The following is a 26,717-nucleotide window of genomic DNA, read 5'->3' as shown; positions in this document are numbered from 1 at the left end:
CAGGATTGACGGAGACCGAACACCGGATTACGGCGAAAAATAGTGGGGGGCAGTTGGTGTCGCAGGCTTGGTCTTTTACCGTAAACGCGATGGAGGCCCCGACCATCGCCCACGTGCGAGACTCCAAAGGCGAGGTGGAGCCCGAAGGTACAACGCTGGACACCGTTGTCACGTTAGAAGGCAGGGCGGCGGCCGGTCAGCGGGTGGAGATACTTGATGATGGCGAGTTGAAAGATGAGGTCACGGTCGATGGGAATGGCGACTGGACCTATATATTGCAAGGGTTGACCGTGAAGGGTTACATCATTACGGCAAGAGGCCAATATGCCAATAATCCGGTTTCGCAACGGCGTACGTTCAGTGTTGTGACGTTGGGGCGTGAAGACTTTGAGGGGTATCAGGGGCCCGTGGAGCTTCCTACCGGCGTGAATATAAGTTTTGCCAATGGTTTGGTGTGTTTGATTACAGGGATATCCGGTTCGGATCAGGCGACCATTATGAGTCGCATCCCTAACAGGCCACACTGGGGATTAAAAAGATTTGTTGTATGGTCAGGTCATGATCCTCGCTTTGAATTTGGCAGGTTGATAAGGACTTTTAAGTTTACCTATGAGAATTATGCTACTGATAGCGTGACGTTTTATGCCGCAGATGATACGGAGATCCAGAGTCATACCATAATAAAGTCGACGTTAAATACGGTCGAGCTAACACTCTCGCGTCCATGTGCTTACTGTAAGTTTCGTATAAATCTTAAAGATGTTTCGGGGGAGCGGAGTTTGTGCGCATTAGATAACTTGGAATGGTCCTGACATATCTATCCCTCGTGTGAACGTAGAAGGCCCCTTTCGGCTAACGTCACATTGAAAACCAGCGTGACGTTAGCCGATAGCGCGACCTATCAACGGCGGGGATCTTCTGCATCCCCACTACCGAAGGAAGCCTTTTTGCCTGCAATTCCCTGGCGATGCAGCAGGACCGGTTTTCAGTCTAGAGAGCAGTATGTCTGACGAAGCACAAGCGCAGAATGTAGCTGCTTCCTCCCGGCTAAAGCCGGTCCTACGTTCACGAAGCGAGGTTGCAGCCGGTACGTCCGATCATCCCGGCGGCTGCAATCCCATTTCATCCTGACCCGGCAGCACATGTGTCTCTACCACAACCGATCCCATCCATTAAAGCGACGACCTTTCAAGACGCATTTTGAACGTGGTGGCGTCGCTACCTGCGCTGCAGGCATCTCCACCATCCACCCCGGCCGCCACCCCCCACCTCATCCCGCCGCGGCAACAAACACGGCATATCCCGCAACCGAATCCACGGCTCATCCTGCCAATGCATCACATTGAGTTCGCCGGTATTCCATTCCAGCACCCCAGGTGTCGGGCAGTTGTGATCAAGTGTTAGCTGGCCGTAACGCAATCTCGGCAGCACGCTGTAGGTCAGCCATTTGCGCAGTGGCAGGTTGGCAGGATTCGGGTGGTAGACAAGCAGGGCGTAGACGGCGGATTCGCTGACCATGAGGGTTTCTTTCGCGTCGCCGTAGTAGCTCATCAGCACGTTGCGGCGTTGGTCCGGGGCGAGTTTGCGGGTGAAGCGTTCTTCGAGGAACAGGCCCATCATGCGGCCCAGATCCCGGGCGCAAAACCAGGCCTGGCGCTCGATGAGCAGGGCGTGTAGTTGGTATTTGTGGCGGGTGAACACCATGGGTTCGAAAGGCTCTTGCATTACGTCTGTCCGTATTGGCTTTTTATTGAGGGACCAAAGGCGTCGGGAGCTAAGAACACCACTAAGAAGTGCCGGCATATTCCCCCGAAGGGTCTTGTATTAGCCGACTCCCGACATAACGGACGTGCAAAGGCATTATGCACTCGCGATAAACGAATTTATCGCGGGCACAAAAAAACCGCTGTCTGTCGTGGCGGGTAACGCTTAGTAGAGTTCTTAGGCTCACGGCGCGCATGATTGGGCAGACGGTTTTGGACGTAAATGCTGGCACGTGTGTGCGGATGTAACCGGGCGGGGGGCAACCTGGTGGAACGGTTTCAGACGCAAGGGCGTCCGTGGCATCAGCGCTGATCTCGGGCGTTAATGCTGCTCGCGACTGAAGCCGCCCCTGCAACGGCAGGTGGTGTTTGCGACATGTGCAGGTTGGGTCAATGACGCCGGTAGAGCAAAAGATAGCGTTTTATGCGTTGCTAATTGCCGAACAATCTAACCGTTATCGCTTTTTATAGTCGTTAATCATCTTTAATCGATGATACTTCGTATCAGTCATCGGGCTGACATAAAGCAGTTGTCAGAAAAACTGCCATTAGCCAATTCAGGTGAACGATGGATACTTTCTCCCCATTTACGTCTACATCTACCGCGCTTGCGATAACCCGTATAGTCGATGGCAGGTGCAGCTCCCTTGCAAATCCCGGCACTACAATCCATCCCGCATTGATCATTTTTGGCCGTGGGCCGTCGAACACCAAGTTGTTTGTACTGGATAACGGCCTGCTGAACGGGTCTACCCAGGTACTGGGCGGCGGTGCGTGGTCTGTAAGGTTTGATGCACCAGCAGGGGGCCATAGCTTCCGCGTGTGCACGAGCAGTGGCGCGGTGTCGTCACCGTGGGACATCATCATTGAAGTACCGGCCCCGCAACTCCCACCCATTGATCGAAAGCTTAAGATTGTGAGGTTTACCGGTACCAACGGCGACTATTTTGACGGCTCGGATTGCGGTTGATCCGGTGAGGTTACTCCTTCGCGTTGGGGTGTACAGGCGTTGAATGTCAGGCCGCCTCCCCGGATGAATCCAGTCCCGCGGCGGGGCTGCGTTGGTCCTGGATGGGGGGATTCTGTGGGAGTGGATTTATTCGCGAAGGGGCGGTGTCTTCGATAGGGATGCAGGGCTGTGCATCATTAAATGAAGTTTGCTGATCGCGAATTAGTTTAACCACTGTCACTTCTATCAGGTGTGCCGGGTGATCAGTCTCGATAGTGTTTAGTTGTGCGACTCCTTTTAAGGTCGCGATGACTAACATTCGTTAGACGGTGGGTGCCATGGATGCCGAATCAAGTTTCAACAAACCTCTCGCGATACCTGCTATTACCGGGGTAGTGGACAGTGAAAACAATCCGATACCCAGCAATGGATCTACCGAAGACACCGTACTGACGCTTTCTGGCACCGGCGAGGCCGACACGGCGGTGATTATTGCGGATAACCACACGCCCGTCGCTCTGGCTTTGGTTAAGGAGGGTGGCACGTGGGTGAAGTCGATCGCAGTGCTGGAAGGCAGGCACAGCTACACCATTGGTTCTTCCGATGAGGCCTGGGTGGTGACAGTGGTTGCTGCTGCGGCGCCCACTCTTACCAGCGTGCGCGACTCCAAAGGCGAGGTCGACAACGGCGGCAGCACCTATGACACCGCGGTTACCCTTGAGGGGCGGGCTGCCACCGATCGGCAGGTGGAGATTCTGGACAGGGCACAAGTGCTGGCTACCGTAGTAGCGACCGGCGGCACTTGGACGGTTGATTTGTCATCGCTGGCGTTCAGGGGGTATAGCATCAAAGCCCGAGGTTTGTACGGTAGCATTCCGGAGTCAGCCGTCAGAACCTTTAGTGTGATTTATAGCCGGGAGGATTTTGAGACCGGAACATTAGGTGTCATTCCCGCTGGTACTGATCGAGACTTTCCCGCGATGATCGTCACCCCTGTGGGCAAAGATGCGAGCCTGATCATGGATTCAGTCGCAGCGCCCTTTGTGACGGGGCAGGCTATTTCATTTGCCGATGAAAGCTCGGTGCGTTTTGTTTTGAGGTCGCCGGTCAATAAAGTCACTTTCGGTGCTTTTGCCAGGGCAAGCATTCCGGGCCTCGTGCCTCCCGTTCTTGCGTGTTTTGATGAGCAGGAGCAGCTTATCTTCGAGCGCAAGCTGGACTTCGGTTTTGATTACGCCGCCTGGCACGACGCTGTCAGTACTGAGCGCAAGATTAAAGTGATGGTATTCACCGTCAATCAGGGTACAGCCGCGTTTGTTGTCGATAACTTCACGTTTGCTTGATGGCAGATAAGCAATGGCGGCAGGCAAGGCCGCTGCGAATGAGCGGCAGCGCGCCCTGATTATGCCGCTCGCTTTTGCTAAACTGCGCAGCCTTCGAGGAGCTGCCATGAATTACCGCCACGCCTTCCACGCCGGCAACCACGCCGATGTACTCAAACACCTGATCATGACTCGCTTGTTTGCGCTGATGGCGCGCAAGGAGCAGCCGTTCGCCTATATCGACAGCCACGCCGGGCTGGGGCTGTATGACCTCAAGGGTGATCAGGCCAGCCGCACAGGCGAATACCTGGAAGGTATTGCACGCCTGTGGGACGCGCCGGACCTGCCTACGTTGGCGGCTGATTACATGCAGCTGCTGCACGACATGAACCCCAACGGCGAGCTGCGTTATTACCCTGGCTCCCCGGAAATAGCCCGCCGCTCTACCCGCGCCAATGACCGCGTGCTACTCAACGAGAAGCATCCGGAAGATGGGCGCCTGTTGAAAGAGAACATGAAAGGCGACCGCCGCGTTGCTGTGCATCTTGGCGAAGGCTGGCATGTACCGCGTGCGCTGCTGCCGGTGGCGGAGAAGAGGGCGGTGCTGCTGATCGACCCGCCATTCGAGCAACTCGACGAGATGAAGCGGTGCGCGGTGGCCTTGAAAGAAACCATTGGTCGTATGCGTCAGACCGTGGCAGCGATCTGGTACCCCATCAAGGACCCGCGCCTGCTCAAGCGTTTTTATCAGGATCTGGCTGAAACCGGCGCGCCGAAGTTACTGCGCGTTGAGCTGTATGTTCACCCGTTGGATACCCCCGCCAGCCTTAATGGCTCCGGCCTGGCCATCGCCAACCCCCCTTGGGGCCTGGAGGAAGAACTGCGCGAGTTGCTGCCGTATCTGGCGCAGAAGCTTGGGCAGACCAAGGGGGATTGGAAGATGGATTGGTTGATTGCTGAGTGATGTCGTGGAACCGGCTTCATCCGGGAAGAGGCCGGTTTGAGCGCCATCAATTTTGCGGTGTGACACCTGACGCTTTCCCGGCTAAAGCCGGTCCCACGTCGATATCAATCTCCCGGCGTCCTTCAGGTTGTGTGGCAAACGGAGACCGACGTGGGACCGGCTTCAGCCGGGAAGAGGCCGGTTTGAGCGCCATCAATTTTGCGGTGTGACACCTGACGCTTTCCCGGCTAAAGCCGGTCCCACGTCGATATCAATCGCCCGGTGTCCTTCAGGTTGTGTGGCAAACGGAGACCGACGTGGGACCGGCTTCAGCCGGGAATAGGCCGGTTTGAGCGCCATCAATTTTGCGGTGTGACATCTGACGCTTTCCCGGCTAAAGCCGGTCCCACGTCGATATCAATCTCCCGGCGTCCTTCAGGTTGTGTGGCAAACGGAGACCGACGTGGGACCGGCTTCAGCCGGGAATAGGCCGGTTTGAGCGCCATCAATTTTGCGGTGTGACACCTGACGCTTTCTCGGCTAAAGCCGGTCCCACGTCAATATCAATCGCCCGGTGTCCTTCAGGTTGTGTGGCAAACGGAGACCGACGTGAGACCGGCTTCAGCCGGGAATAGGCCGGTTTGAGCGCCATCAATTTTGCGGCGTGACATCTGACGCTTTCCCGGCTAAAGCCGGTCCCACATGTAAAAACAATCCCATAGTGAGTAATCTCCCTCATGCTCAACCAGCCCGGCTCTTACCGGGTTGGCTATGACATAACGAACCATCTCCGCCAAGTCATCTTCGACCCTTACCCTGCGGTCGTGATAGCCCTTCTGCCATGTAAGCTTTTTGGTGCCGTACGCCTTGTTTATTGCAAAAGCGCTACGACCTTTGAGCGACTGCATGAGCGTCTCCAGGGATCCTGACTTCAACTCAAATAACCAGTGCAAATGGTCCGGCATAATCACCCATGCTAGAGAATCCACGACACCCGAGATATGCAGGCGCTTCATTTCACTGATCACCATGCGAGCAGTGCGCAAGTCTGTAAATACGGGTTGTCGATCCTTGACTACGCACGTTATTAGGTAGCTGTGGCCGTGCTCGGAGAATCGATTGGTGCGGAGAAGATGTTCGCGTGCATACCCTTGCATTCCTTTGCTCTCCATTAGGATCTGAAGACAAACAATAGGCGCGCCGGGTCGTTTTAGGCATCGGTAATGGTTATCGGAAAATGTCAAAGCTTGGACAGCTCAGGTTAAATCAGTCCTGTGGCAATAGAGAAGACCGACGTGGGACCGGCTTCAGCCGGGAATAGGCCGGTTTGAGCGCCATCAATTTTGCGGTGTGACACCTGACGCTTTCCCGGCTAAAGCCGGTCCCACGTCGATATCAATCGCCCGGTGTCCTTCAGGTTGTGTGGCATAACCGAGACCGACGTGAAACCGGCTTCAGCCGGGAATAGGCCGGTTTGAGCGCCATCAATTTTGCGGTGTGACATCTGACGCTTTCCCGGCTAAAGCCGGTCCCACGTCGATATCAATCGCCCGGTGTCCTTCAGGTTGTGTGGCAAACGGAGACTGACGTGGGACCGGCTTCAGCCGGGAATGGGCCGGTTTGAGCGCCATCAATTTTGCGGTGTGACGCCTGGCGCTTTCCCGGCTAAAGCCGGTCCCGCGTCGATATCAATCGCCCGACGCCCTACACCAGTCCTGTGGCAATAACGAAGTCAATTCCCCGCCAGACTCGGCGGCATGCACACCCCGGTGCCGCCAATCCCGCAATAACCCTGCGGATTCTTGGCCAGGTATTGCTGGTGATACGCCTCGGCGAAGAACACCGTCGGCGCTTCTTCGATTTCGGTGGTGATTTCACCGAGCCCGGCTTTGCTCAGTTCTGCCTGGTAAACAGATGCGCTGGCCTTGGCGGCAGCAAGCTGTTCGGGTGTGGTGCAGTAGATCACCGAGCGGTATTGCGTGCCGATGTCGTTGCCCTGGCGCATGCCCTGGGTCGGATTGTGCAGTTCCCAGAACAGGGTCAGCAGTTCGTTGTAGCTGACTTTTTCTGGCTCATAGACCACCAGCACAACTTCAGAATGCCCGGTCAGGCCGGAGCAGACTTCTTCGTAAGTCGGGTTAGGCGTGAAGCCACCGGCATAACCGACGACGGTGCTGACCACGCCTTCTTTCTGCCAGAAGCGGCGTTCAGCACCCCAGAAGCAACCCAGGCCGAAAATGGCGAATTCTACGTTGCTGGTGAACGGGCCCAGCAGCGGGTTGCCGTTGACGTAGTGGGTTTCCGGCAGGGTCATGGGGGTTTCGCGACCCGGCAGGGCCTGTTCAGCAGTCGGGAGTGCGTTTTTGTTCACGAGAATTTCCGAGCGTAGAGCCATGAACCTTTTCCTCATGGTGGGATGCGGGCGGGCCGCGAAGGTAATCAGGGCGCGACTCCCGGTAGGAGCGAACTTGTTCGCGAGGCGATGTCAGTTTCGCCGCCTCGCCAACAAGTTGCCTCCTACCGAGGGCGGCGTGATGTCAGTTAGCAGCAAGTGTGCCCGAAAAAAGCAGGCTGGGGAAAGTCTGTCAGGCCAACGGTCCGCGTGGGTAGCGGCGCAGCTTGTCGATCAGGTCCTGACCGGGGATCGGTTTGTCGAATAGATAGCCTTGGCCCACGTCGCAGCGATGGCGGCGCAGGAAGGTCAGCTGGGCGGCGGTTTCGATGCCTTCAGCGACCACTTTGAGCTTGAGGTTGTGGGCCATTGCGATGACAGCCGAGGTGATTTCCATATCGTCCTCATCATCCGGAATATCACGGATGAAGCTGCGGTCGATCTTGATCACATCGATGGGGAATTTCTTCAGGTAGCTGAACGATGAATAGCCGGTACCGAAGTCGTCCATGGCCAGCGACAACCCCATTTTTTTCAGGGCGTCCAGTTGCTGGCGGGTGTCTTCAGTGGCCTCAAGCAGCAGGCCTTCCGTCAGTTCCAGCTCCAGCAGCGAAGCATCGAGCTGTTCCTCTTTGAGGATCGTGGCGATTGCACTTACCAGCTCCGGGTCGGAGAACTGCTTGGGCGATACGTTGATCGCCACTTGCAGATTGCCGAAACCGGCTGCGGTCAGCTGCTTGCTCATACGGCAGGACTGACGGGCCACCCATTTGCCGATGGGGATGATCAGGCCAGTCTCTTCAGCGACGCTGATGAACTGGTCAGGGCGAATCATGCCCTTCTCCGGGTGGTTCCAGCGCAACAGCGCTTCCATACCGATCAGGCGGCCGCTGAGCAGGCACAGCTTGGGCTGATAGAAGACCTCCAGCTCATTTTGCGTCAGGGCGCGGCGCAGGTTGTTTTCAACGAACAGTTTGTAGCTGGCCTCGGCATTCAAGGCCTCGGTGAAGAGCTGAACCTGATGCTTGCCGTTGGCTTTAGCCTTGTGCAGCGCAAGCCCGGCGTTTTTCATCAGCGTCTGTGGATCACGACCATGCAACGGCGCGCAGGCCAGGCCTACGGAGCCGGTGACGCTGATCAACTGGTTGTCGACGAAGATCGGCTTGTCCAGTGTTGCCAGCACTTGCGTGGCGATGTTTTGCCCCGCATCAGGCCCTGTCTGATCCAGCAGCACGGCGAATTCGTTACTGGCAAAACGCGCCAACACATCGCTGGGGTTCAAGGTGTTGCGCAGACGGCGGGCCAGGCTGATCAGCAGCTTGTCGCCAGTCTGGTGGCCCAGGCTGTCGTTGATGCGTTTGAAGTTGTCGATGTCCACCAGCAACAGGCTCATGGGCGTGTCGCTATCACGGGTAAAACGCTCGTCCAGAGTACGGATGAACGCTGGCCGGTTGCCCAGGTTGGTCAGGTTGTCGGTGTAGGCCAGGCGCTCGATGCGCTGCTGAGCCAATTTGCTTTGGGTGATGTCTTCGTAGATGCCGATGTAATGGGTCAACTCGCGGTTGTCGCCATACACTTTGGAAATCGACAGCTGCCCCCAGTAGGGTTCGAGGTTTTTACGACGGCTCTTGAATTCACCCTGCCAGCTGTTGCTGCTGGCAAGGCTTGAGTTGGTATCCTTGAGCACTTCGCTGAGGTTTTCCAGTGCGGGCAGCTCGGACAGTTGGTACCCGTGGACTTCATCGGCGGTGTACTGAGTGATGGCAGTGAAGCTTGGGTTGACGTACTCGACCACGCCGTCGCAATTGACCAGCAGGAAAGCATTGGCGCTTTGCTCAACTGCGCGCTGAAATAAATGCAGGGCACTGGTGGCGGTGCGTCGGGTGTGGTTGTTGATGGCCTGGGCGAATTGATCCGCCAGCTCACCGGCAAAGGCGATCTCATCGGACTGCCAGGCGCGCGGTTCACCGGTTTGTTCCAGGCAAAGCACCCCCATCACCTGGCCGTCGATGCGGATACTGGCGTCGAGAATGGCGCTGATGTCACGCGGCTTGAAGCTGGCGGCCATCTCTTTGGTGCGCGGGTCTTGCTGGACGTCGTGCGCATCAATGGCGCGGCTGTTATGCAGCGCTTCGAGGTAGCTTGGAAACGGACTCGCGTCGATGGGGGCCGGCAGGTGGCTTTGCTTGTCGTCGCGGCGATAGGCGGAAATAGGTTCAAGCATGTGGCCACTGAGGTACCACATGCTGGCGCAGGAGATGTTGTAGATCTCGCAGGCACTTTTAGTGATCAGCTCGGCCGCTTCCTGCAGCGCATTGTTGGTGCTGTAGCGCTGGCGGGCGAGGTGCAGGATCAGATTTTGCTGGGCGCGGACACGCTCCAGGTGTTCGAACTGTTCGCGCTGGGCTTGTTGATTGAGCTCCAGGGCGATTTGCAGGCGAGAGTTCTGGGTTTCCAGATCAGGATTGGCGTACAGGTCGGCGTCGATCTGCAGGCCATCGACCACCATCAGGTAACCGCGCAACAGGTGCCGGTTGTGCTGCTTATAGCCTTCGCCGATTTCGACCACGCTGAGCGGGCCGCGGGCTGTGTGCAAGGTGTAGCGCACGGTGTAATAAGGGGTTTCAGCCAGTTGCAACTGAATGGAATCGTGTACTTGATAGCGGGCTTCAGGTTCCATCAGGCTCGCGTAGGGCGAGCCCAATAAGGCGCAGAGTTCCACGGCAGCCAGGCCGAACTGTTTTTCACAGTTTGGATCGAGGTAGAGCAGCGCCCAATTGGCTTCATTCAGCCGCTCGAAACGCAGCATGCCGAGGCGCGAAGGCACCGGCAATTGCGTCACTACCTCGGCCGCCGTTCTACCGGCAGCATCAGGTTGGCTCTTCATGAAGAAACTCGCTTCCGGAATACTGAACGCGTGCGGGCGGGGCCCTTTCTGATTTCGCGTGTGGCAAGGTTGCATCATGCAGCACTGGCTGACAAGGGAGCGCGGTGGCTTAGTGCTATAAATGTTTGGCCAGAATAGACCGGTTGCATGCAGTTTATGAATTAAGCGCTCTAGATCAAGGCTTTGCTGGCGGCGAGCCGAGATTCCGGATTAGCGGCATTTCGCCGCACTTTGCGAAACAGCACACAAAAAAAGCCCCGGCGCTGAGGTCAGCTGAAAAATAGCAGTACGGGTAGGAGCGAACTTGTTCGCGAGACAGGCGACCGGGTGTGTCAGGTAAACGCCTCGCGAACAAGTTCGCTCCTACCGGGTTTCTTCCTGATGATAGGGGTAGCGTCTTGTCGAATCGTGAGCAAAAAGGTAGGAGCGAACTTGTTCGCGAGACAGGCGACCGGGTGTGTCAGGTACACGCCTCGCGAACAAGTTCGCTCCTACCGGGTATGGGTTCTGTGCAGGTGATTGAATCGTGGGCAAAAAAAGCCCCGCCATGTGGGCGGGGTTGAGGTCGAGCGGTTTGGCTCGGTAAATCTGCAGCGGTAGCAGGGGGAATCGGTAGGAGCGAACTTGTTCGCGAGACAGACGACCGGGTGTATCAGGTACATGTCTCGCGAACAAGTTCGCTCCTACCGAAGGTGGCGCCCCCAGGTGTTACAGCAAGATCGTACGAATATCAGCCAGCAAATCGCTCAGGCGCTTGGTGAAGCGCGCGGCGGCTGCGCCGTTGATTACGCGGTGATCGTAGGACAGCGACAGTGGCAGCATCAGCTTTGGCTGGAAGGCTTTGCCATCCCAGACGGGCTGCATGGTTGCCTTGGAAACACCCAGGATCGCCACTTCAGGCGCATTGACGATCGGCGTGAAGCCCGTGCCGCCGATGTGACCGAGGCTGGAAATGGTGAAGCAGGCGCCCTGCATCTCGTTGGCCGAGAGCTTCTTGGTGCGGGCTTTTTCAGCCAGTACCGCAGCTTCAGCAGCGAGTTGCAGCAGGCTTTTCTTGTCGACATCCTTGATGACCGGTACCAGCAGGCCTTCAGGGGTATCTACCGCGAAGCCGATGTTCACGTACTTCTTGCGGATCACCGCTTTGCCGCTTGGTGCCAGCGAAGCGTTGAAGTCTGGCAGTTCCTTGAGCAGGAAGGCGCAGGACTTGAGCAGCAGAGGAAGGATGGTCAGTTTGACGCCCGCTTTCTCGGCAACCGCTTTCTGCGCAACGCGGAAAGCTTCCAGGTCGGTGATGTCGGCCTGGTCGAATTGCGTCACGTGCGGAATGTTCAGCCAGCTACGATGCAGGCCGGTCGCGCCCAGTTGCATCAGGCGGGTCATCGGCACTTCTTCGATTTCGCCGAAACGGCTGAAGTCGACTTCAGGGATTGGCTGGATGCCCGCGCCGCCGCTTGCGCCGCCCGCTGGAGCTTCCTTGGCCTTTTGCATCATGGCTTTGACGTAAACCTGCACGTCTTCTTTCAGCACGCGGCCGTGTGGACCGGTGGCGCTGACTGCGCTCAGCTCAACACCGAATTCACGAGCCAGTTGGCGAACTGCCGGGCCTGCATGAACTTTGGCGCCGTCTTTGGCAGGTGCGGCGGTTTGGGCCGGGGCAGCGGCTGGAGCTTCTGCTTTTGGCGCAGGCGCGGCAGCCGGTGCAGCTTCAGCTTTGGCCGGTGCGGCAGCAGCAGGAGCGGCAGCTTGAGCAGGGGCAGCAGCAGGGGCAGCGCCAGCTACTTTCAATTTCAGGATCAGGTCGCCGGTGCCGACTTCGTCTTCCAGCTTGACGAGGATGGCTTCGACAACGCCTGCGGCTGGAGACGGGATCTCCATGCTGGCCTTGTCGGACTCCAGCGTGATCAGCGATTGATCAGCGGTGATGGTGTCGCCCACTTTGACCATCAGTTCGATGATCTTGGCTTTGCCCGACGAACCGATGTCCGGTACGTGGATGTCTTGCACGGTTTCAGCAGCGGCAGCAGCTGGCTCGGCAGCAGGCGCTGGTGCAGCTTCAGCTGGCTTTTCGGCCGGTGCCGGAGCGGCAGCAGGGGCAGCGGCTTCGGCGGGCGCAGCGGCCGCTTCGCCTTCAACTTCCAGCTCGAACAGCTCGTCGCCTTCTTTCAGGCGGTCGCCCAGCTTCACTTTCATGGTCTTGATGACGCCAGCCTTGGGAGCAGGAATTTCCATGCTCGCCTTGTCCGACTCGAGCGTCAGAACGCTCTGGTCAGCTTCGATGCGATCACCGACCTTGACCATCAATTCAATAACTTCACCTTCACCGTTGCCGATGTCGGGTACGCGAATTAGCTCACTCACAATGTCTCTCCTTCGGAGAACCTGTTCACTCTCGATTGCGCCGGGTCAGTCAGTTACGACAAAACAGCTTTCAATGCTCATTACCGTCATCAACAACAGTAAATTCCGCATCTTCAGCTGCCCTGTCGCTCCTCTTTCAGCGCGTTATACGATCTCGAAGCAGACTCTTAACAATCCAGTGGGTTGCGTTTCTCAGGATCGATGCCGAACTTGACGATGGCTTCAGCCACCACCTTAGGTTCGATATCGCCACGATCAGCCAAGGCTTCCAGAGCGGCCAGCACAACGAAGTGACGGTCGACTTCGAAGAAGTTACGCAGTTTCTTGCGGCTGTCGCTGCGGCCGAAACCGTCAGTGCCCAAGACTTTGTATTCCTTGGTCGGAACCCACTGACGGATCTGGTCAGCGAACAGTTTCATGTAGTCGGTCGATGCGATTACCGGACCCTTACGGCCAGCAAGGCACTCTTCAACGTAGCTGACAGCTGGCTTCTGACCAGGGTGCAGACGGTTGCTGCGCTCTACGGCCAGGCCGTCGCGACGCAGCTCGTTGAAGCTGGTAACGCTCCAGACATCAGCACCGATGTTGAATTCGTCACGCAGGATTTTCGCCGCTTCGCGAACTTCACGCAGGATGGTGCCCGAGCCCAGCAACTGGACGTGGTGCGCCGCTTCCTTGGTGTCTTCTTCGAGCAGGTACATGCCCTTGACGATACCTTCCTCGACACCGGCCGGCATGGCTGGCTGGGCGTAGGATTCGTTCATCACGGTCAGGTAGTAGAAAACGTCCTGCTGTTCTTCGAACATCCGGCGCATGCCGTCCTGGATGATCACTGCCAGCTCGTAGCCGTAAGTCGGGTCGAAGGTGCGGCAGTTCGGGATGGTCGATGCCAGGATGTGGCTGTGACCGTCTTCGTGCTGCAGACCTTCGCCGTTCAGGGTAGTACGGCCGGCGGTGCCGCCGATCAGGAAGCCACGGGTGCGGCTGTCGCCAGCGGCCCAGGCCAGGTCACCGATACGCTGGAAACCGAACATCGAGTAGAAGATGTAGAACGGAATCATCGGCTGGTTGTGGCTGGAGTACGAAGTACCGGCAGCGATGAAGGAGGACATGGCGCCTGCTTCGTTGATGCCTTCTTCCAGGATCTGGCCTTTCTTGTCTTCGCGATAGAACATGACTTGTTCTTTATCGACTGGCTCGTAGAGCTGGCCGACGGAAGAGTAGATGCCCAGCTGGCGGAACATGCCTTCCATACCGAAGGTACGGGCTTCGTCCGGGATGATCGGCACGATGCGCGGGCCCACTTCCTTGTCCTTGACCAGTTGCGAGAGGATCCGCACGAAGGCCATGGTGGTGGAAATTTCGCGGTCGCCGGAACCGTCCAAGATTGCCTTGAGGGTTTCCAGTGGCGGCGTCGGCAGGTTGAAGCTTTCAGCGCGACGCTGTGGCACGAAGCCGCCCAGCGCAGCACGACGCTCGCTCAGGTAACGGGCTTCGGCGCTGCCTTCTTCTGGCTTGAAGAATGGCAGGGCTTCCAACTGGTCGTCTTTGACCGGGATGTCGAAGCGGTCACGGAAGTGACGCAGGCTGTCGACATCGACCTTCTTGGTGTTGTGCGCAGTGTTTTTCGCTTCGCCAGCACCGGTGCCGTAACCTTTGATGGTCTTGGCCAGTACCACGGTCGGTTGACCTTTGTGGTTAACAGCCTGGTGGTACGCCGCGTACATTTTGTACGGATCGTGGCCGCCGCGGTTGAGTTTCCAGATTTCGTCGTCGGACAGGTCAGCAACCATCGCCTTGAGTTCAGGCGTATTGAAGAAGTGCTCGCGAACAAACGCGCCGTCTTTGGCTTTGTAGTTCTGGTACTCGCCGTCGATGACTTCGTCCATACGACGTTGCAGGATACCGTCGACGTCTTTGGCCAGCAGCGGGTCCCAGAAACGGCCCCAGACCACTTTGGTCACGTTCCACTGAGCACCGCGGAACACGCCTTCGAGTTCCTGGATGATCTTGCCGTTGCCGCGAACCGGGCCATCGAGGCGCTGCAGGTTGCAGTTGACGACGAAGATCAGGTTGTCGAGTTTTTCACGACCGGCCAGCGCGATGGCGCCCAGGGATTCCGGCTCGTCGGTCTCGCCGTCGCCCAGGAAGCACCAGACTTTCTGCTTGCCTTCAGGGATGTAGCCGCGATGTTCCAGGTACTTCATGAAGCGCGCCTGGTAGATCGCCTGGATTGGACCCAGACCCATGGATACGGTCGGGAACTGCCAGAAATCTTTCATCAGCCACGGGTGTGGATAAGACGAGAGGCCTTTGCCATCGACTTCCTGACGGAAGTTGTTCATTTGTTCTTCGGTGATCCGGCCTTCCATGAACGCACGGGCGTAGACGCCTGGCGATGCGTGACCCTGGAAGTAGATCAGGTCGCCGCCGTGTTCGTCGGTCGGGGCCTGGAAGAAATAGTTGAAGCCGATGTCATACAGCGTGGCGCTGGAGGCGAAGCTGGAGATGTGACCGCCCAGGTCTGGGTCATTCAGGTTGGTTTTGACAACCATGGCCAACGCGTTCCAGCGGATCAGCGAGCGAATGCGGCGTTCCATGAACAGGTCGCCAGGCATGCGTGCTTCGTGAGTGACCGGAATCGTGTTGCGATAAGGCGTGGTGATGGCGTACGGCAGCTGTGAACCACTACGGGTGGCCAGCTCGCCCATACGGGTCATCAGGTAGTGAGCACGGTCTTCGCCTTCTTTGTCGAGAACCGATTCCAGGGCGTCCAGCCATTCCTGGGTTTCGACGGGATCGAGGTCTTGCATGGCTTGCTCCAGGGCGGAAAGGCTTCCAGAATCGGTTGCCTGAGTGTTTGCGACTGGCCTTGTGGGCAGACGACATAAATTCTTGGATGACCGGCGGTTGTTCCGGCGGCGTGTAGTTTTACTACAAATCGTCGGCTATTTCAGCCTTTCGAACTGTAGGGGCAGTAGTAAAGCTACAGGGAAGCGTATAAAAGGTTCGTCATGTGTTGTGGGATAAAACGTTCCTGTTGGTTGAAAACAAACATAAGCGAATCAAATCAGATGCTGGCTGCTACAAAATTAACTATCCCAGCAATTTATGACTTTTGTTCGACAGTCCTGTGGGCAGTGCGATGGTTCTTTGCACGCTACACAGCGCTTCGCACGCCGATCTAGGATAGACCATGAGCCTACCTTCGCTGGCCGATATTCCGGCCATCCTGCTGCCTTTAGTCTCTCGTGCGCAACAGACGTTTCGCACATCCCTTGCTGCTTCGTCGGACGGTGCTTCGACATCTTTCGACGCCTGGCCTGAATCTCGTCGCGCAGCTTTCGACCGGGTTTGCGCGGCCAGTGACTTCGTCACCGAGCAGGTCTGTCGTGACCCTCAACTCTTGCTGGACCTCGCTGAATCCGGCGAGCTGGAGCGCAGTTTTGCTGCCGGAGAGCTGCGCGGGCAGCTGGCGGCAGCGGTGGCCGAGGCCGTTAGCGAGGATGAACTGGGGCGTAATCTACGTCGCCAGCGTGCGCGGCAGCAAGTGCGGATTATCTGGCGCGACCTGACCCGTCAGGCCGATCTGGTGGAAACCTGTCGCGATCTGTCCGACATGGCTGATGGCTGCATCGACCTGGCTTATCAATGGTTGTATGAGCGCCATTGCCAGCAGTTCGGCACGCCCACCGGTCGGCGCAGCGGCGAAGCGCAGCAGATGGTGATTCTCGGCATGGGCAAGCTGGGCGCAGTGGAGCTGAACCTTTCGTCGGACATCGATCTGATCTTCGCTTATCCGGAAGGTGGGGAAACGGTGGGGGCTAAACGCCCGCTGGATAATCAGGAGTTTTTCATTCGCCTGGGTCAGCGCTTGATCAAGGCGCTGGACCCGATCACCGTTGACGGCTTCGTGTTCCGCGTTGACATGCGCCTGCGGCCTTACGGTTCATCCGGTGCGCTGGTGCTGAGCTTCAATGCGCTTGAGCAGTATTACCAGGATCAGGGCCGGGACTGGGAACGCTACGCGATGATCAAGGCCCGTGTCGTGGGCGGCGATCAGGTGGCGGGCGAGCAACTGCTGGAAATGCTTCGACCGTTCGTCTATCGCCGCTATCTGGATTTTTCGGCCATCGAAGCGCTGCGCACCATGAAGCAGCTTATTCAGCAGGAAGTGCGCCGCAAAGGCATGGCGGAGAACATCAAACTCGGTGCCGGTGGTATCCGCGAAGTCGAATTCATTGCACAGGCATTCCAGCTGATTCACGGTGGTCGGGACCTGAGTCTGCAACAGCGCCCTCTGCTTAAAGTGCTGCGCACTCTGGAAGGGCAGGGCTATTTGCCTGCTGCGGTCATCGACGAGCTGCGTCAGGGTTATGAATTCCTGCGTTATACCGAGCACGCCATCCAGGCCATTGCAGACCGTCAGACGCAAATGTTGCCTGAAGATGAAAAGGATCAGGCCCGAATCGCCTTCATGCTGGGTTTTGCCGACTGGCAGAGCTTTCACGAACGGTTGATGCACTGGCGTGGGCGAGTGTCGTGGCACTTTCGTCAGGTCATTGCAGATCCGGATTCCGATCCGGACGATGAGCAGCAGCAAGAAGCCGAGGTTGTGGTCGGCGTGGAATGGCTGCCGTTGTGGGAGGAATCTCAGGACGAAGACGCCGCCTGCCGCCAGTTGCTGTCTGGCGGGTTTGTCGATGCCGACAAGGCACTGAAGAACCTCAACGATTTGCGCAACAGCTCACAACTGCGCTCCATGCAGCGTCTTGGCCGTGAACGACTGGATGCGTTTATTCCGCGTCTACTGGCGCAGGCGGTCGAGCATGACAATCCGGATCTGGTGCTTGAGCGGGTGCTGCCATTGGTTGAGGCCGTCGCGCGACGTTCGGCCTATCTGGTGCTGCTCACCGAAAACCCTGACGCGCTGCGTCAACTGTTGACGCTGTGCGCCGCTAGCCCGTGGATTGCCGAGCAGATCGCCCGCTTCCCGCTGCTGCTCGATGAGTTGCTCAACGAAGGCCGACTGTTCAGCCCGCCACAAGCGCTGGAGCTGGCTGCAGAGTTGCGCGAGCGTCTGACCCGAATTCCCGAAGATGACCTTGAGCAGCAGATGGAAGCCTTGCGTCACTTCAAGCTGGCGCACCGTTTGCGCGTGGCGGCATCGGAAATCACCGGCAGTCTGCCTTTGATGAAAGTCAGCGATTACCTGACCTGGCTGGCCGAAGCGATTCTGGAGCAGGTGCTGGCGCTGGCGTGGCGGCATACGGTTGCGCGCCACGGAACGCCGTCGCGGCCGGATGGCAGCCTGTGTGATCCGGGGTTTGTCATTGTCGGCTATGGCAAGGTTGGTGGCATCGAGCTGGGCCATGGCTCGGACCTCGATCTGGTGTTCATCCATGATGGCGACTTGCAGGCTGAAACCGATGGCGCGAAACCGATTGATAGCGCGCAGTTCTTTACGCGACTGGGGCAGCGGATCATTCACTTACTGACGGCACAAACCAATTCCGGCCAGTTATATGAAGTGGACATGCGCCTGCGCCCGTCCGGCGCGTCGGGGTTATTGGTCAGTTCGCTGGGGGCTTTTGCCCGCTATCAAGAAAATGAAGCATGGACGTGGGAGCATCAGGCGTTGGTCCGCGCCCGCGTGCTGGTGGGCAGTCGGGAAGTGGGGCAGGCATTTGAAGGTGTGCGTGCGTCGGTGCTGGGGCGTGAACGGGATTTGCCCAGGTTGCAGCAAGAGGTCAGCGAAATGCGCGCCAAGATGCGCGGCAGCCTCGGGACCAAGGCTACAGCCGCCGGTACGGCGGCGAATGCCTTCCTCGCAACGGTGCCCTTCGACCTCAAGCAGGATGCCGGTGGTATCGTCGATATCGAATTTATGGTGCAATACGCGGCCTTGGCGTGGTCCCGGGAACATCCGGCACTGCTGCGTTACACCGATAACATTCGTATTCTTGAAGGGCTGGAAGAGGCCGGGCTGATCCCCGCCAGTGATGCCAGCCTGTTGCGCGAGGTCTACAAGATCTACCGCTCGGCCGCTCACCGTCAGGCCTTGCAGAACCAGGCCGGTGTCGTGCCGGGGGATCAGTTTGAAACCCAGCGACGCGAAGTGATGCGGGTCTGGGGGGAAATGGGGTTGAGTTGATCTTAGGTTCCTCAGACCCGTGGGACCGGCTTTAGCCGGGAAGGTGGCATTCCTGACGTAGAGGATGCATCGGATGTACTGACCTCTTCCCGGCTAAAGCCGGTCCCACGTCATGATGCATGTGCACTATATAAAGCTATGACAGGGAGGCGTCGGGTTGTGTGGGAACGTCACGCAAGCCGATCGGCCTCCCTGATCGTTTCTGTCGTTTTGGATGAAACATGAGAATTCTGATCGTTGGGCCCAGCTGGGTAGGCGACATGGTAATGGCGCAAACGCTGTTCCAGTGTCTGAAACAGCGCCACCCCGAATGCGACATCGATGTCCTGGCCCCGGAATGGAGCCGTCCGATCCTGGAGCGTATGCCTGAAGTGCGCGCGGCTCTGAGCTTTCCGCTGGGCCATGGCGCGCTGGAACTGGCCACGCGTCGCCGGATCGGCAAGTCTCTGGCGGGGCAATATGATCAGGCCATTCTGCTGCCCAACTCCTTGAAGTCCGCACTGGTGCCTTTTTTCGCGGGTATCCCAAAACGTACCGGCTGGCGTGGCGAGTTCCGCTACGGTCTGCTCAACGACGTACGGACCCTCGACAAAGAGCGTTATCCGCTGATGATCGAGCGTTTCATGGCGCTGGCGTATGAACCCGGTGCCGAGCTGCCGCGTCCGTACCCAAAACCGGATCTGCGCATTGATCTCACCACCCGCGATGCGGCGCTGACCAAGTTTGGCCTGAGCCTGGATCGCCCGGTGCTGGCGTTGTGTCCGGGTGCCGAGTTCGGCGAGTCCAAGCGCTGGCCTGCCGAGCATTACGCGAAAGTGGCTGAAACGAAGATTCGCGAAGGCTGGCAAGTCTGGCTGTTCGGTTCGAAGAAAGATCATCCAGTGGGCGAAAGCATTCGTGAGCGCCTGATTCCAGGCTTGCGCGAAGAGTCGGTCAACCTCAGCGGCGACACTTCGCTGGCTGAAGCCATTGATCTGTTGTCGTGCGCTGATGCCGTGGTGTCCAACGACTCGGGCCTGATGCACGTCGCGGCGGCGCTGAATCGCCCGCTGGTGGCGGTTTACGGTTCGACATCGCCGGGCTTCACGCCGCCGCTGGCCGATCAGGTGGAAGTCGTGCGTCTGGGCCTGGAATGCAGCCCTTGCTTTGATCGCACCTGCCGGTTTGGCCACTACAATTGCATGCGCCTGCTGGAGCCGGATTCCGTGGTGCAGGCGCTGGGTAATCTGGGTGCCACGCCGGTGGAGGTCGCCTGATTGCGGGTCTTGCTGATCAAAACTTCGTCGCTGGGCGATGTGATTCACGCGCTTCCAGCGTTGACTGATGCGGCGCGGGCCGTACCGGGTATCCAGTTTGACTGGGTGGTTGAGGAAGGTTTCGCCGAGATCCCGACCTGGCACCCGGCGGTTGGCAACGTGATTCCGGTCGCGATCCGGCGCTGGCGCAAGAATCTCTGGCAAACGTTCAAGACCGGAGAGTGGCGGCGCTTCAAACAGCGCTTGCGCGACACTCATTACGACCTGGTGATCGACGCTCAGGGCTTGCTGAAAAGCGGCTGGCTGACCCGCTATGTCAGCGCGCCCGTGGCCGGACTGGACAAGGATTCGGCTCGCGAACCACTCGCCAGTCGTTTCTACGATCAGGCTTATCCCGTCGCGCGCGGACAACATGCGGTTGAGCGCTTGCGGCAGCTGTTCGGTCAGGCGCTGGGTTACGCGGTGCCTGCCGGGCTGGGCGATTATGGTCTTGACCGTGGCCGTCTGCTTGGCGCAGATGCCAATACACCGCCATTCGTTCTATTTCTGCATGGCACCACCTGGGACACTAAGCACTGGCCTGAGCTTTATTGGCGGCAGTTGGCCGAGCGAATGGGCGCGCAGGGCCTGCAAGTGCGCCTGCCGTGGGGTAACCCGACCGAAAAAGCCCGTGCCGAGCGCATCGCCGAAGGGCTGGAACATGCGGTGGTGCTGCCTAAGCTGAATCTGGCAGGCGTCGCCCAGGTGCTGGCCAGTGCGCAAGCCTGTGTGGCGGTGGACACCGGCATCGGTCACTTGGCCGCAGCGCTGGATGTGCCGACGGTTTCCCTGTTTGGCCCGACCAATCCGGGGCTGACCGGCGCTTACGGCAAGTCACAGGTTCATCTGGCGGGTGACTACCCGGCGTGTGCGCCATGCCTGCAAAAGAAATGCACGTATCAACCGACGGACGAAGACCGCCGTCAGTTCGATACAAAACGCGAGTGGCCGATGTGCTTCACTCGTTTGAATCCCGAGCGGGTAGCGAGCCAATTGGGTTCGCTGTTGCTGGCAAAGGAGCCCGGCTGATGCAACTGGCTTTTGTACTTTATAAATACTTCCCGTTTGGCGGGCTGCAACGTGACTTCATGCGCATCGCTCTGGAGTGCCAGCAGCGTGGGCACAAGATCCGCGTTTACACCCTGATCTGGGAGGGCGAAGTGCCGCCAGGGTTTGAGGTGCTGGTGGCTCCGGTCAAAGCGTTCTTCAACCATCGCCGCAATGAAAAGCTCAGCGCCTGGATGGAAGCAGACCTGGCCAAACGCCCGGTGGATCGCCTGATCGGCTTCAACAAGATGCCGGGCCTGGACGTGTATTACGCCGCCGACGGTTGCTTCGAGGACAAGGCGCAGACCTTGCGCCACTCGCTATATCGCCAATGGGGCCGCTATCGCCACTTCGCCGAGTACGAGCGAGCGGTGTTCGCCAAAGACGCGAAGACTCAGGTGCTGATGATTTCCGAAGTCCAGCAGCCGCTGTTCATCAAGTATTACGACACACCGTTGTCGCGCTTTCATCTGTTGCCGCCGGGCATTGCCCAGGATCGTCGCGCACCGGCTGACGCGCCGCAGATTCGCGCCGGTTTTCGCAAGGAATTCGGGCTGGCTGACGATGACCTGCTGCTGGTGCAGATTGGCTCCGGTTTCAAGACCAAGGGTGTGGATCGCAGCCTGAAAGCGCTGGCCGCGCTGCCAGCCGAACTTAAAAAACGCACCCGGCTGTTTGTAATCGGTCAGGACGACCCCAAAGTATTCCAGCTACAAAGTGCAACGCTGGGCCTGGGTGATCACGTCACCTTCATGAAGGGGCGCAGCGATATCCCGCGTTTCCTGATGGGGGCCGATGTCTTGATTCATCCGGCGTACAACGAAAATACCGGCACGGTGCTGCTGGAGGCACTCGTGGCGGGGCTGCCTGTGCTGGTCAGCGCGGTGTGTGGCTATGCTCATTACATCGCCGAAGCCGACAGCGGGCTGGTGCTGGACGAGCCGTTCGAACAGGCACAGCTCAATCAATACCTGAAGACCATGCTGGCTGACGACACGGCACGCGCCAACTGGAGCCGCAATGGCCTGGCCTTCGCTGATACAGCAGACCTTTACAGCATGCCGCAGCACGCGGCCGATGTGATTCTGGCGGAGCACTACGCATGAAGTTGTTCCTCGCTGAACCGTTCAAGACCCTTTGGGAAGGCCAAGATGCCTTTGCCGAAGTCGAGCGTCTGGACGGTCAGGTCTATCGCGAGCTCGAAGGTCGGCGCACGCTGCGCACCGAAGTTGACGGTCGCGGTTACTTCGTCAAGATTCACCGCGGCATTGGCTGGGGTGAAATCGGCAAGAACTTGCTCACCGCCAAACTGCCCGTGCTGGGTGCGGGCATGGAATGGAAAGCCATCGCTCGCCTGAAAGAAGTGGGCGTACCGACCATGACCGCCGTGGCCTATGGCGAGCGGGGCAACAACCCGGCGGCGCAGCATTCCTTTATTGTCACCGAAGAGCTGGCACCCACCGAAAGTCTTGAAGACGTCAGTATCAATTGGCGCAATGAGCCGCCGGAGCCACGCCTCAAGCGGGCGTTCATTGCCGAAGTGGCGCGGCTGGTGGGCATGATGCATCGCGCCGGGGTCAACCATCGCGACTGTTACATCTGCCACTTCTTGCTGCACACCGACAAGCCGGTCACGGCCGATGATTTCCGCCTCTCGGTGATCGACCTGCACCGCGCGCAGACACGCCGGGTGATTACCCCGCGCTGGCGCGACAAGGATCTGGCCGCACTGTATTTTTCGGCGCTGGATATCGGCCTGACGCGGCGCGACAAGCTGCGCTTTCTCAAGGGCTACTTCCAGCAACCGTTGCGCCAGATTCTGGCGCAAGAAGCCAGGCTGCTGCGCTGGCTGGAAGTCAAAGCCGACAAGCTTTATGAGCGTAAAGTCCGCTACGGGGATGCGCTCTGATGGCGGGTTGGAATCTGGAACCGGCCTACGCGTTCCTGGGTGACGACTTTGGCAGCCTTGACGCGGTGTTCGCGCTGCAAGGCGAACGACTGACCCGGGATCCGCTGTCGGAAGTGATCAAGGTCCAGCGCCAGGGCGTGAATTACTACGTCAAACGCTACGTGGGTGCTGGTAAAGGCTTGCGTCGCTATCTGGGTAAACCGCGGGTCAAATCCGAGTGGCAGAACCTCAAGCGTTTTGCCAAATGGGGCATCCCTACTGCCGAAGTTGTGGCGTGGGGGCTTGAGCGTCGCGGCACCGCTTATGACCGCGGGGCGTTGATTACCCGTGAATTGCCCAATACCGAAGACCTGTCTGCTGTGGCAAAGCGTGAAGACCCGCGGCTGTCAGACCGTTCGTGGGTGGATACGGTCAGCCGTCAGGTGGCCCGCTACACGCGTGCGATGCATGATCAGAACTTTACCCATAACGACCTGAAGTGGCGCAACCTGTTGGTCGACGATCAAGCCACGGTATTCCTGATCGATTGCCCCAATGGCGCGTTCTGGACGAGCTTCATGTTGCGGTATCGAATTACCAAGGATCTGGCGTGTCTGGATAAGTTGGGCAAATACCATCTGTCTAAAACGCAGCGTCTGCGCTTCTATTTGCAGTATCGACAGCGAGCGCGGCTGAACGCGTCCGACAAGAAACGTATCCGCCACGTTGTCAGTTTCTTTGAGGGGCGCGAATGACTGATTTTATTGCACCTAGCGAGCGCCCGTTGCTTGAACGCCACGGCCTGGCTGATTTCGACTCGCTTTGGGAGGTCCAGCTCGATGCTGTCGACGAGCCCAATACCGGTCGCGGCGGCTGGAGCAGCGTGTTCCGCATGGAGCTTGAAGGCACGGGCTTCTATCTGAAGCGCCAGAGCAACTACCTGACTCGCACCTTGCACCATCCGTTTGGCGAGCCTTCGTTTTCCCGCGAGTTTCGTAATATCAGCCGCTACCAACAGTTGGGCATTCCTGCGTTGCAGGCGGTGTTTTACGGCGAACAGCGCGTGAATGGCGAGCGTCGCGCAATCCTCATGACGCGTGCGCTGGATGGCTGGACTGATCTGGATACGCTGCTGCTGCAGTGGCCCGAGATGGAGAGCCAGCAACAGTCAGCGATCCTGCAATCATGCGGTGACCTGGCGCGCACGCTGCACGCGGCCCGGCAGGTGCATGGTTGCTTCTATCCCAAGCATATTTTCATGCGGGCCAAGGCGGGCTTTTATCGCGCGCAGTTGATCGATCTGGAGAAGACCCGTCCCTTGCTGCTTGGGATGCGTGACCGGATCAAGGACCTGGAGCCACTGTTGCGTCGGGCGCCGATGTGGAGCAGTGCGCAGGTTCGGGAATTGCTGGCGGCTTACCTGCAAGCGGGGATCGAGAGCCCGCAGGTCGAGGATTTGTATGTGCGGCTCGGTAAGCGCGGCACTCACAAACGCGCTACGCGGCGCAGCGAACATGAAGAGATCCGTTGATGCGTTTGTCTGAACTCAAAGAAGCCGGACGTAAGCCCGTCTTGCCGATCAACCTGTCACTGGCAGATGCGGCCGGCCCTGCTGAATTGCAATTATTGACGTTGCTGCGGGTTTTGCCCGGCCAGCGTTATGTCGGTGCCGGGGTGTGGCGTGGCCGTCCAGTGCTGGCGAAATTACTGGTCGGCCCCAAAGCCGCACGGCATTTTCAACGCGAACTGGAAGGTGTGCGGGCGTTGGCTGCACAAGGCATGACCACACCGTTATTGCTGGCTGACGGCCTTCAGGATGGTGAGGGCGGCTGGCTGCTTTTCGAGTTTCTCGAACAGTCCCGCAGCCTGGGTGATGCGTGGCTTGAAGTGGAAGATCAGACGCCATTGAGCGACCCGCAACAGGACGTGTTGGGGGAGGCGCTTTCGGCCATCGCCCAGTTGCACCTAAAAGGGCTCTGGCAGGAAGACCTGCATCTGGACAACCTCTTACGCTGCAACGGCAAGTTGTATTTGATCGATGGGGCCGGTATTCGCGCTGAAGAAGCGGGCAAACCGCTGTCCCGGCAAAAAGTGCTGGAAAACCTCGGCGTGTTTTTCGCTCAGTTGCCCAAGTCGTTGGAACCCTTCACTGAAGAGTTGCTGGTGCATTATCTGTTGAGCAATGGCGAGCATGGTTTGCCCATGGAAGCGTTGCAAAAGCAGATCGATAAGGTCCGGGCCTGGCGATTGAAGGATTATCTGGACAAGGTCGGGCGTGATTGCAGTCTGTTCAGCGTCATTGATGAGCCGTCGCAATTGCGCGCCATCCGCCGGGAAGAAGAACCTGCGATGCTGCCGGTGCTGGCGGATGCCGATGCACTGCTGGATAAGGGCCACCTCTACAAGACTGGTGGTGCGGCGAGTGTCGCCCGGATCGAAGTCGATGGCCGCGCACTGGTGATCAAGCGCTACAACATCAAGGATCTCGCGCACTGGTTCAAGCGCTTCTGGCGTCCGAGCCGCGCGTGGCATTCGTGGCGTGAAGGCAACCGGCTGATGTTCCTCGGCATCGCCACGCCCAAGCCGATGGCCTTGCTGGAAACACGCTTTTTCGGTTTGCGGAACAAGGCGTATCTGGTCACCGAGTTTTTGCCGGGGCCGGATATCATCGAGCGTTTTGCGCCGTATGTGGTGTCGGGAGATGCGCCGGAAAGCGAGTTGGTGGCGCTGGATCAGCTCTTCGAACAGTTGGTGCGGGAACGCATCAGCCACGGTGATCTGAAAGGCCATAATGTGTTCTGGCATCAGGATCGCTGGGCGTTGATCGATCTGGACGCAATGTGCCAGCACACGTCCCAAGCTTCCTTCGCGACCGCTTTCGCCCGCGACCGCAACCGCTTCATGCGCAACTGGCCCGCTGACAGCGCACTGCACCAATTGCTGGAGCAGCGGTTGCCAAAGGTTTAAGCGGCGCGTTTCAGGTGGGAGATCTATGTCTGCCCGCAAGCTAATGTGACGTGGGACCGGCTTTAGCCGGGAAGCGGTGTTTCTACCGATGAAGATTAAACGTCTGTCCCGGCCTCTTCCCGGCTGAAGCCGGTCCCACGTCATCGGTGATTGCTGTGGGAGATCTATGTTTGCCCGCAATCCAATGTGACGACGTGGGACCGGCTTTAGCCGGGAAGGCGGTGTTTCTGCCGATAAAAATTCAGCGTCCGTTCCGGCCTCTTCCCGGCTGAAGCCGGTCCCACGTCATCGGTGATTGCTGTGGGAGATTCTATGTCTGCCCGCAAGCTAATGACGTGGGACCGGCTTTAGCCGGGAAGGTGGTGTTTCTGCCGATGAAGATTCAACGTCTGTCCCGGCCTCTTCCCGGCTGAAGCCGGTCCCACGTCATCGGTGATTGCTGTGGGAGATCTATGTCTGCCCCCACTCCAATGTGACGACGTGCGACCGGCTTTAGCCGGGAAGGCGGTGTTTCTACCGATGAAGATTCAACGTCTGTTCCGGCCTCTTCCCGGCTGAAGCCGGTCCCACGTCATCGGTGATTGCTGTGGGAGATCTATGTTTGCCCGCAAGCTAATGTGACGTGGGACCGGCTTTAGCCGGGAAGGCGGTGTTTCTGCCGATAAAAATTCAACGTCTGTCCCGGCCTCTTCCCGGCTGAAGCCGGTCCCACGTCATCGGTGATTGGTGTGGGAGATCTATGTCTGCCC

Annotated in this window: 16 protein-coding genes and 1 pseudogene; 11 read left to right on the top strand and 6 right to left on the bottom strand. The window is 58.3% G+C overall.

The window, feature by feature from the left end:
- Positions 1–812 (top strand): annotated as a pseudogene (locus CKW31_RS00510) (hypothetical protein); the annotation flags it as partial.
- A gap of 406 nt (positions 813–1,218) precedes the next feature.
- On the opposite strand, the gene CKW31_RS00505 reads toward CKW31_RS00510, so the two are convergent.
- A complete protein-coding gene (locus tag CKW31_RS00505) occupies positions 1,219–1,725 on the bottom strand; it encodes a Bro-N domain-containing protein (protein ID WP_095092402.1) in 507 nt (168 codons plus the stop codon).
- 1,325 nt (positions 1,726–3,050) lie between these two features.
- Between CKW31_RS00505 and CKW31_RS00500 the strand changes: the two genes are divergently transcribed.
- Complete coding sequence (locus CKW31_RS00500) at positions 3,051–4,055, top strand: hypothetical protein (RefSeq protein ID WP_095092401.1); 1,005 nt, start codon at positions 3,051–3,053, stop codon at positions 4,053–4,055.
- 106 nt (positions 4,056–4,161) lie between these two features.
- The gene (locus CKW31_RS00495) at positions 4,162–4,998 is read left to right on the top strand and encodes a 23S rRNA (adenine(2030)-N(6))-methyltransferase RlmJ (RefSeq protein ID WP_095092891.1); all 837 of its coding nucleotides are present in this window, start codon (positions 4,162–4,164) and stop codon (positions 4,996–4,998) included.
- Positions 4,999–5,663: 665 nt separating this feature from the next.
- On the opposite strand, the gene CKW31_RS00490 is transcribed toward CKW31_RS00495, so the two are convergent.
- From CKW31_RS00490 to aceE, 5 genes are all read right to left on the bottom strand, one after another.
- Entirely contained in the window at positions 5,664–6,134 is a 471-nt protein-coding gene (locus tag CKW31_RS00490; RefSeq protein ID WP_095092400.1) for a transposase, read from the bottom strand.
- A 575-nt stretch (positions 6,135–6,709) separates the two neighbouring features.
- On the bottom strand, positions 6,710–7,372 hold the full coding sequence (gene msrA, locus CKW31_RS00485) for a peptide-methionine (S)-S-oxide reductase MsrA (protein WP_095092399.1): 663 nt from the start codon (positions 7,370–7,372) through the stop codon (positions 6,710–6,712).
- Between the two features lie 190 nt (positions 7,373–7,562).
- The gene (locus CKW31_RS00480) at positions 7,563–10,256 is read right to left on the bottom strand and encodes a bifunctional diguanylate cyclase/phosphodiesterase (RefSeq protein WP_095092398.1); all 2,694 of its coding nucleotides are present in this window, start codon (positions 10,254–10,256) and stop codon (positions 7,563–7,565) included.
- 708 nt (positions 10,257–10,964) lie between these two features.
- A complete protein-coding gene (gene aceF, locus CKW31_RS00475) occupies positions 10,965–12,617 on the bottom strand; it encodes a dihydrolipoyllysine-residue acetyltransferase (RefSeq protein ID WP_095092397.1) in 1,653 nt (550 codons plus the stop codon).
- A 167-nt stretch (positions 12,618–12,784) separates the two neighbouring features.
- Complete coding sequence (gene aceE, locus CKW31_RS00470; RefSeq protein WP_095092396.1) at positions 12,785–15,430, bottom strand: pyruvate dehydrogenase (acetyl-transferring), homodimeric type; 2,646 nt, start codon at positions 15,428–15,430, stop codon at positions 12,785–12,787.
- Positions 15,431–15,813: 383 nt separating this feature from the next.
- On the opposite strand from aceE, the gene glnE reads away from it, so the two are divergent.
- From glnE to CKW31_RS00430, 8 genes are all read left to right on the top strand, one after another.
- Positions 15,814–18,771, top strand: a complete 2,958-nt coding sequence (glnE, locus tag CKW31_RS00465) for a bifunctional [glutamate--ammonia ligase]-adenylyl-L-tyrosine phosphorylase/[glutamate--ammonia-ligase] adenylyltransferase (RefSeq protein WP_095092395.1) — start codon at positions 15,814–15,816, stop codon at positions 18,769–18,771.
- Between the two features lie 221 nt (positions 18,772–18,992).
- On the top strand, positions 18,993–20,027 hold the full coding sequence (waaF, locus tag CKW31_RS00460) for a lipopolysaccharide heptosyltransferase II (protein ID WP_027900908.1): 1,035 nt from the start codon (positions 18,993–18,995) through the stop codon (positions 20,025–20,027).
- A complete protein-coding gene (gene waaC, locus CKW31_RS00455) occupies positions 20,028–21,095 on the top strand; it encodes a lipopolysaccharide heptosyltransferase I (protein WP_095092394.1) in 1,068 nt (355 codons plus the stop codon). It abuts the gene before it with no gap.
- Positions 21,095–22,219 (top strand): glycosyltransferase family 4 protein, encoded by a 1,125-nt coding sequence (locus CKW31_RS00450; RefSeq protein ID WP_095092393.1) that lies wholly within the window; start codon positions 21,095–21,097, stop codon positions 22,217–22,219. The genes waaC and CKW31_RS00450 overlap by 1 nt, the downstream gene beginning before the upstream one ends.
- Positions 22,216–23,022 (top strand): lipopolysaccharide core heptose(I) kinase RfaP, encoded by an 807-nt coding sequence (gene rfaP / locus CKW31_RS00445; protein WP_095092392.1) that lies wholly within the window; start codon positions 22,216–22,218, stop codon positions 23,020–23,022. The genes CKW31_RS00450 and rfaP overlap by 4 nt, the downstream gene beginning before the upstream one ends.
- A complete protein-coding gene (locus CKW31_RS00440) occupies positions 23,022–23,756 on the top strand; it encodes a lipopolysaccharide kinase InaA family protein (protein ID WP_095092391.1) in 735 nt (244 codons plus the stop codon). Before rfaP ends, CKW31_RS00440 begins: the two co-directional genes overlap by 1 nt.
- Positions 23,753–24,532 carry a lipopolysaccharide kinase InaA family protein gene (locus CKW31_RS00435; protein WP_095092390.1) on the top strand — a complete coding sequence of 260 codons (780 nt, stop codon included), beginning with the start codon at positions 23,753–23,755 and terminating at the stop codon, positions 24,530–24,532. The genes CKW31_RS00440 and CKW31_RS00435 overlap by 4 nt, the downstream gene beginning before the upstream one ends.
- Entirely contained in the window at positions 24,532–25,968 is a 1,437-nt protein-coding gene (locus tag CKW31_RS00430) for a lipopolysaccharide kinase InaA family protein (RefSeq protein ID WP_095092389.1), read from the top strand. Before CKW31_RS00435 ends, CKW31_RS00430 begins: the two co-directional genes overlap by 1 nt.
- Positions 25,969–26,717: the final 749 nt, after the last annotated feature.

The sequence above is a fragment of the Pseudomonas sp. Irchel 3A5 genome (assembly GCF_900187575.1).
Taxonomy (GTDB): Bacteria; Pseudomonadota; Gammaproteobacteria; order Pseudomonadales; family Pseudomonadaceae; genus Aquipseudomonas; species Aquipseudomonas folii.
The sequence above is the reverse complement of the archived record's forward strand: the minus strand, read 5'-3'. Positions and strand labels throughout refer to the sequence as shown.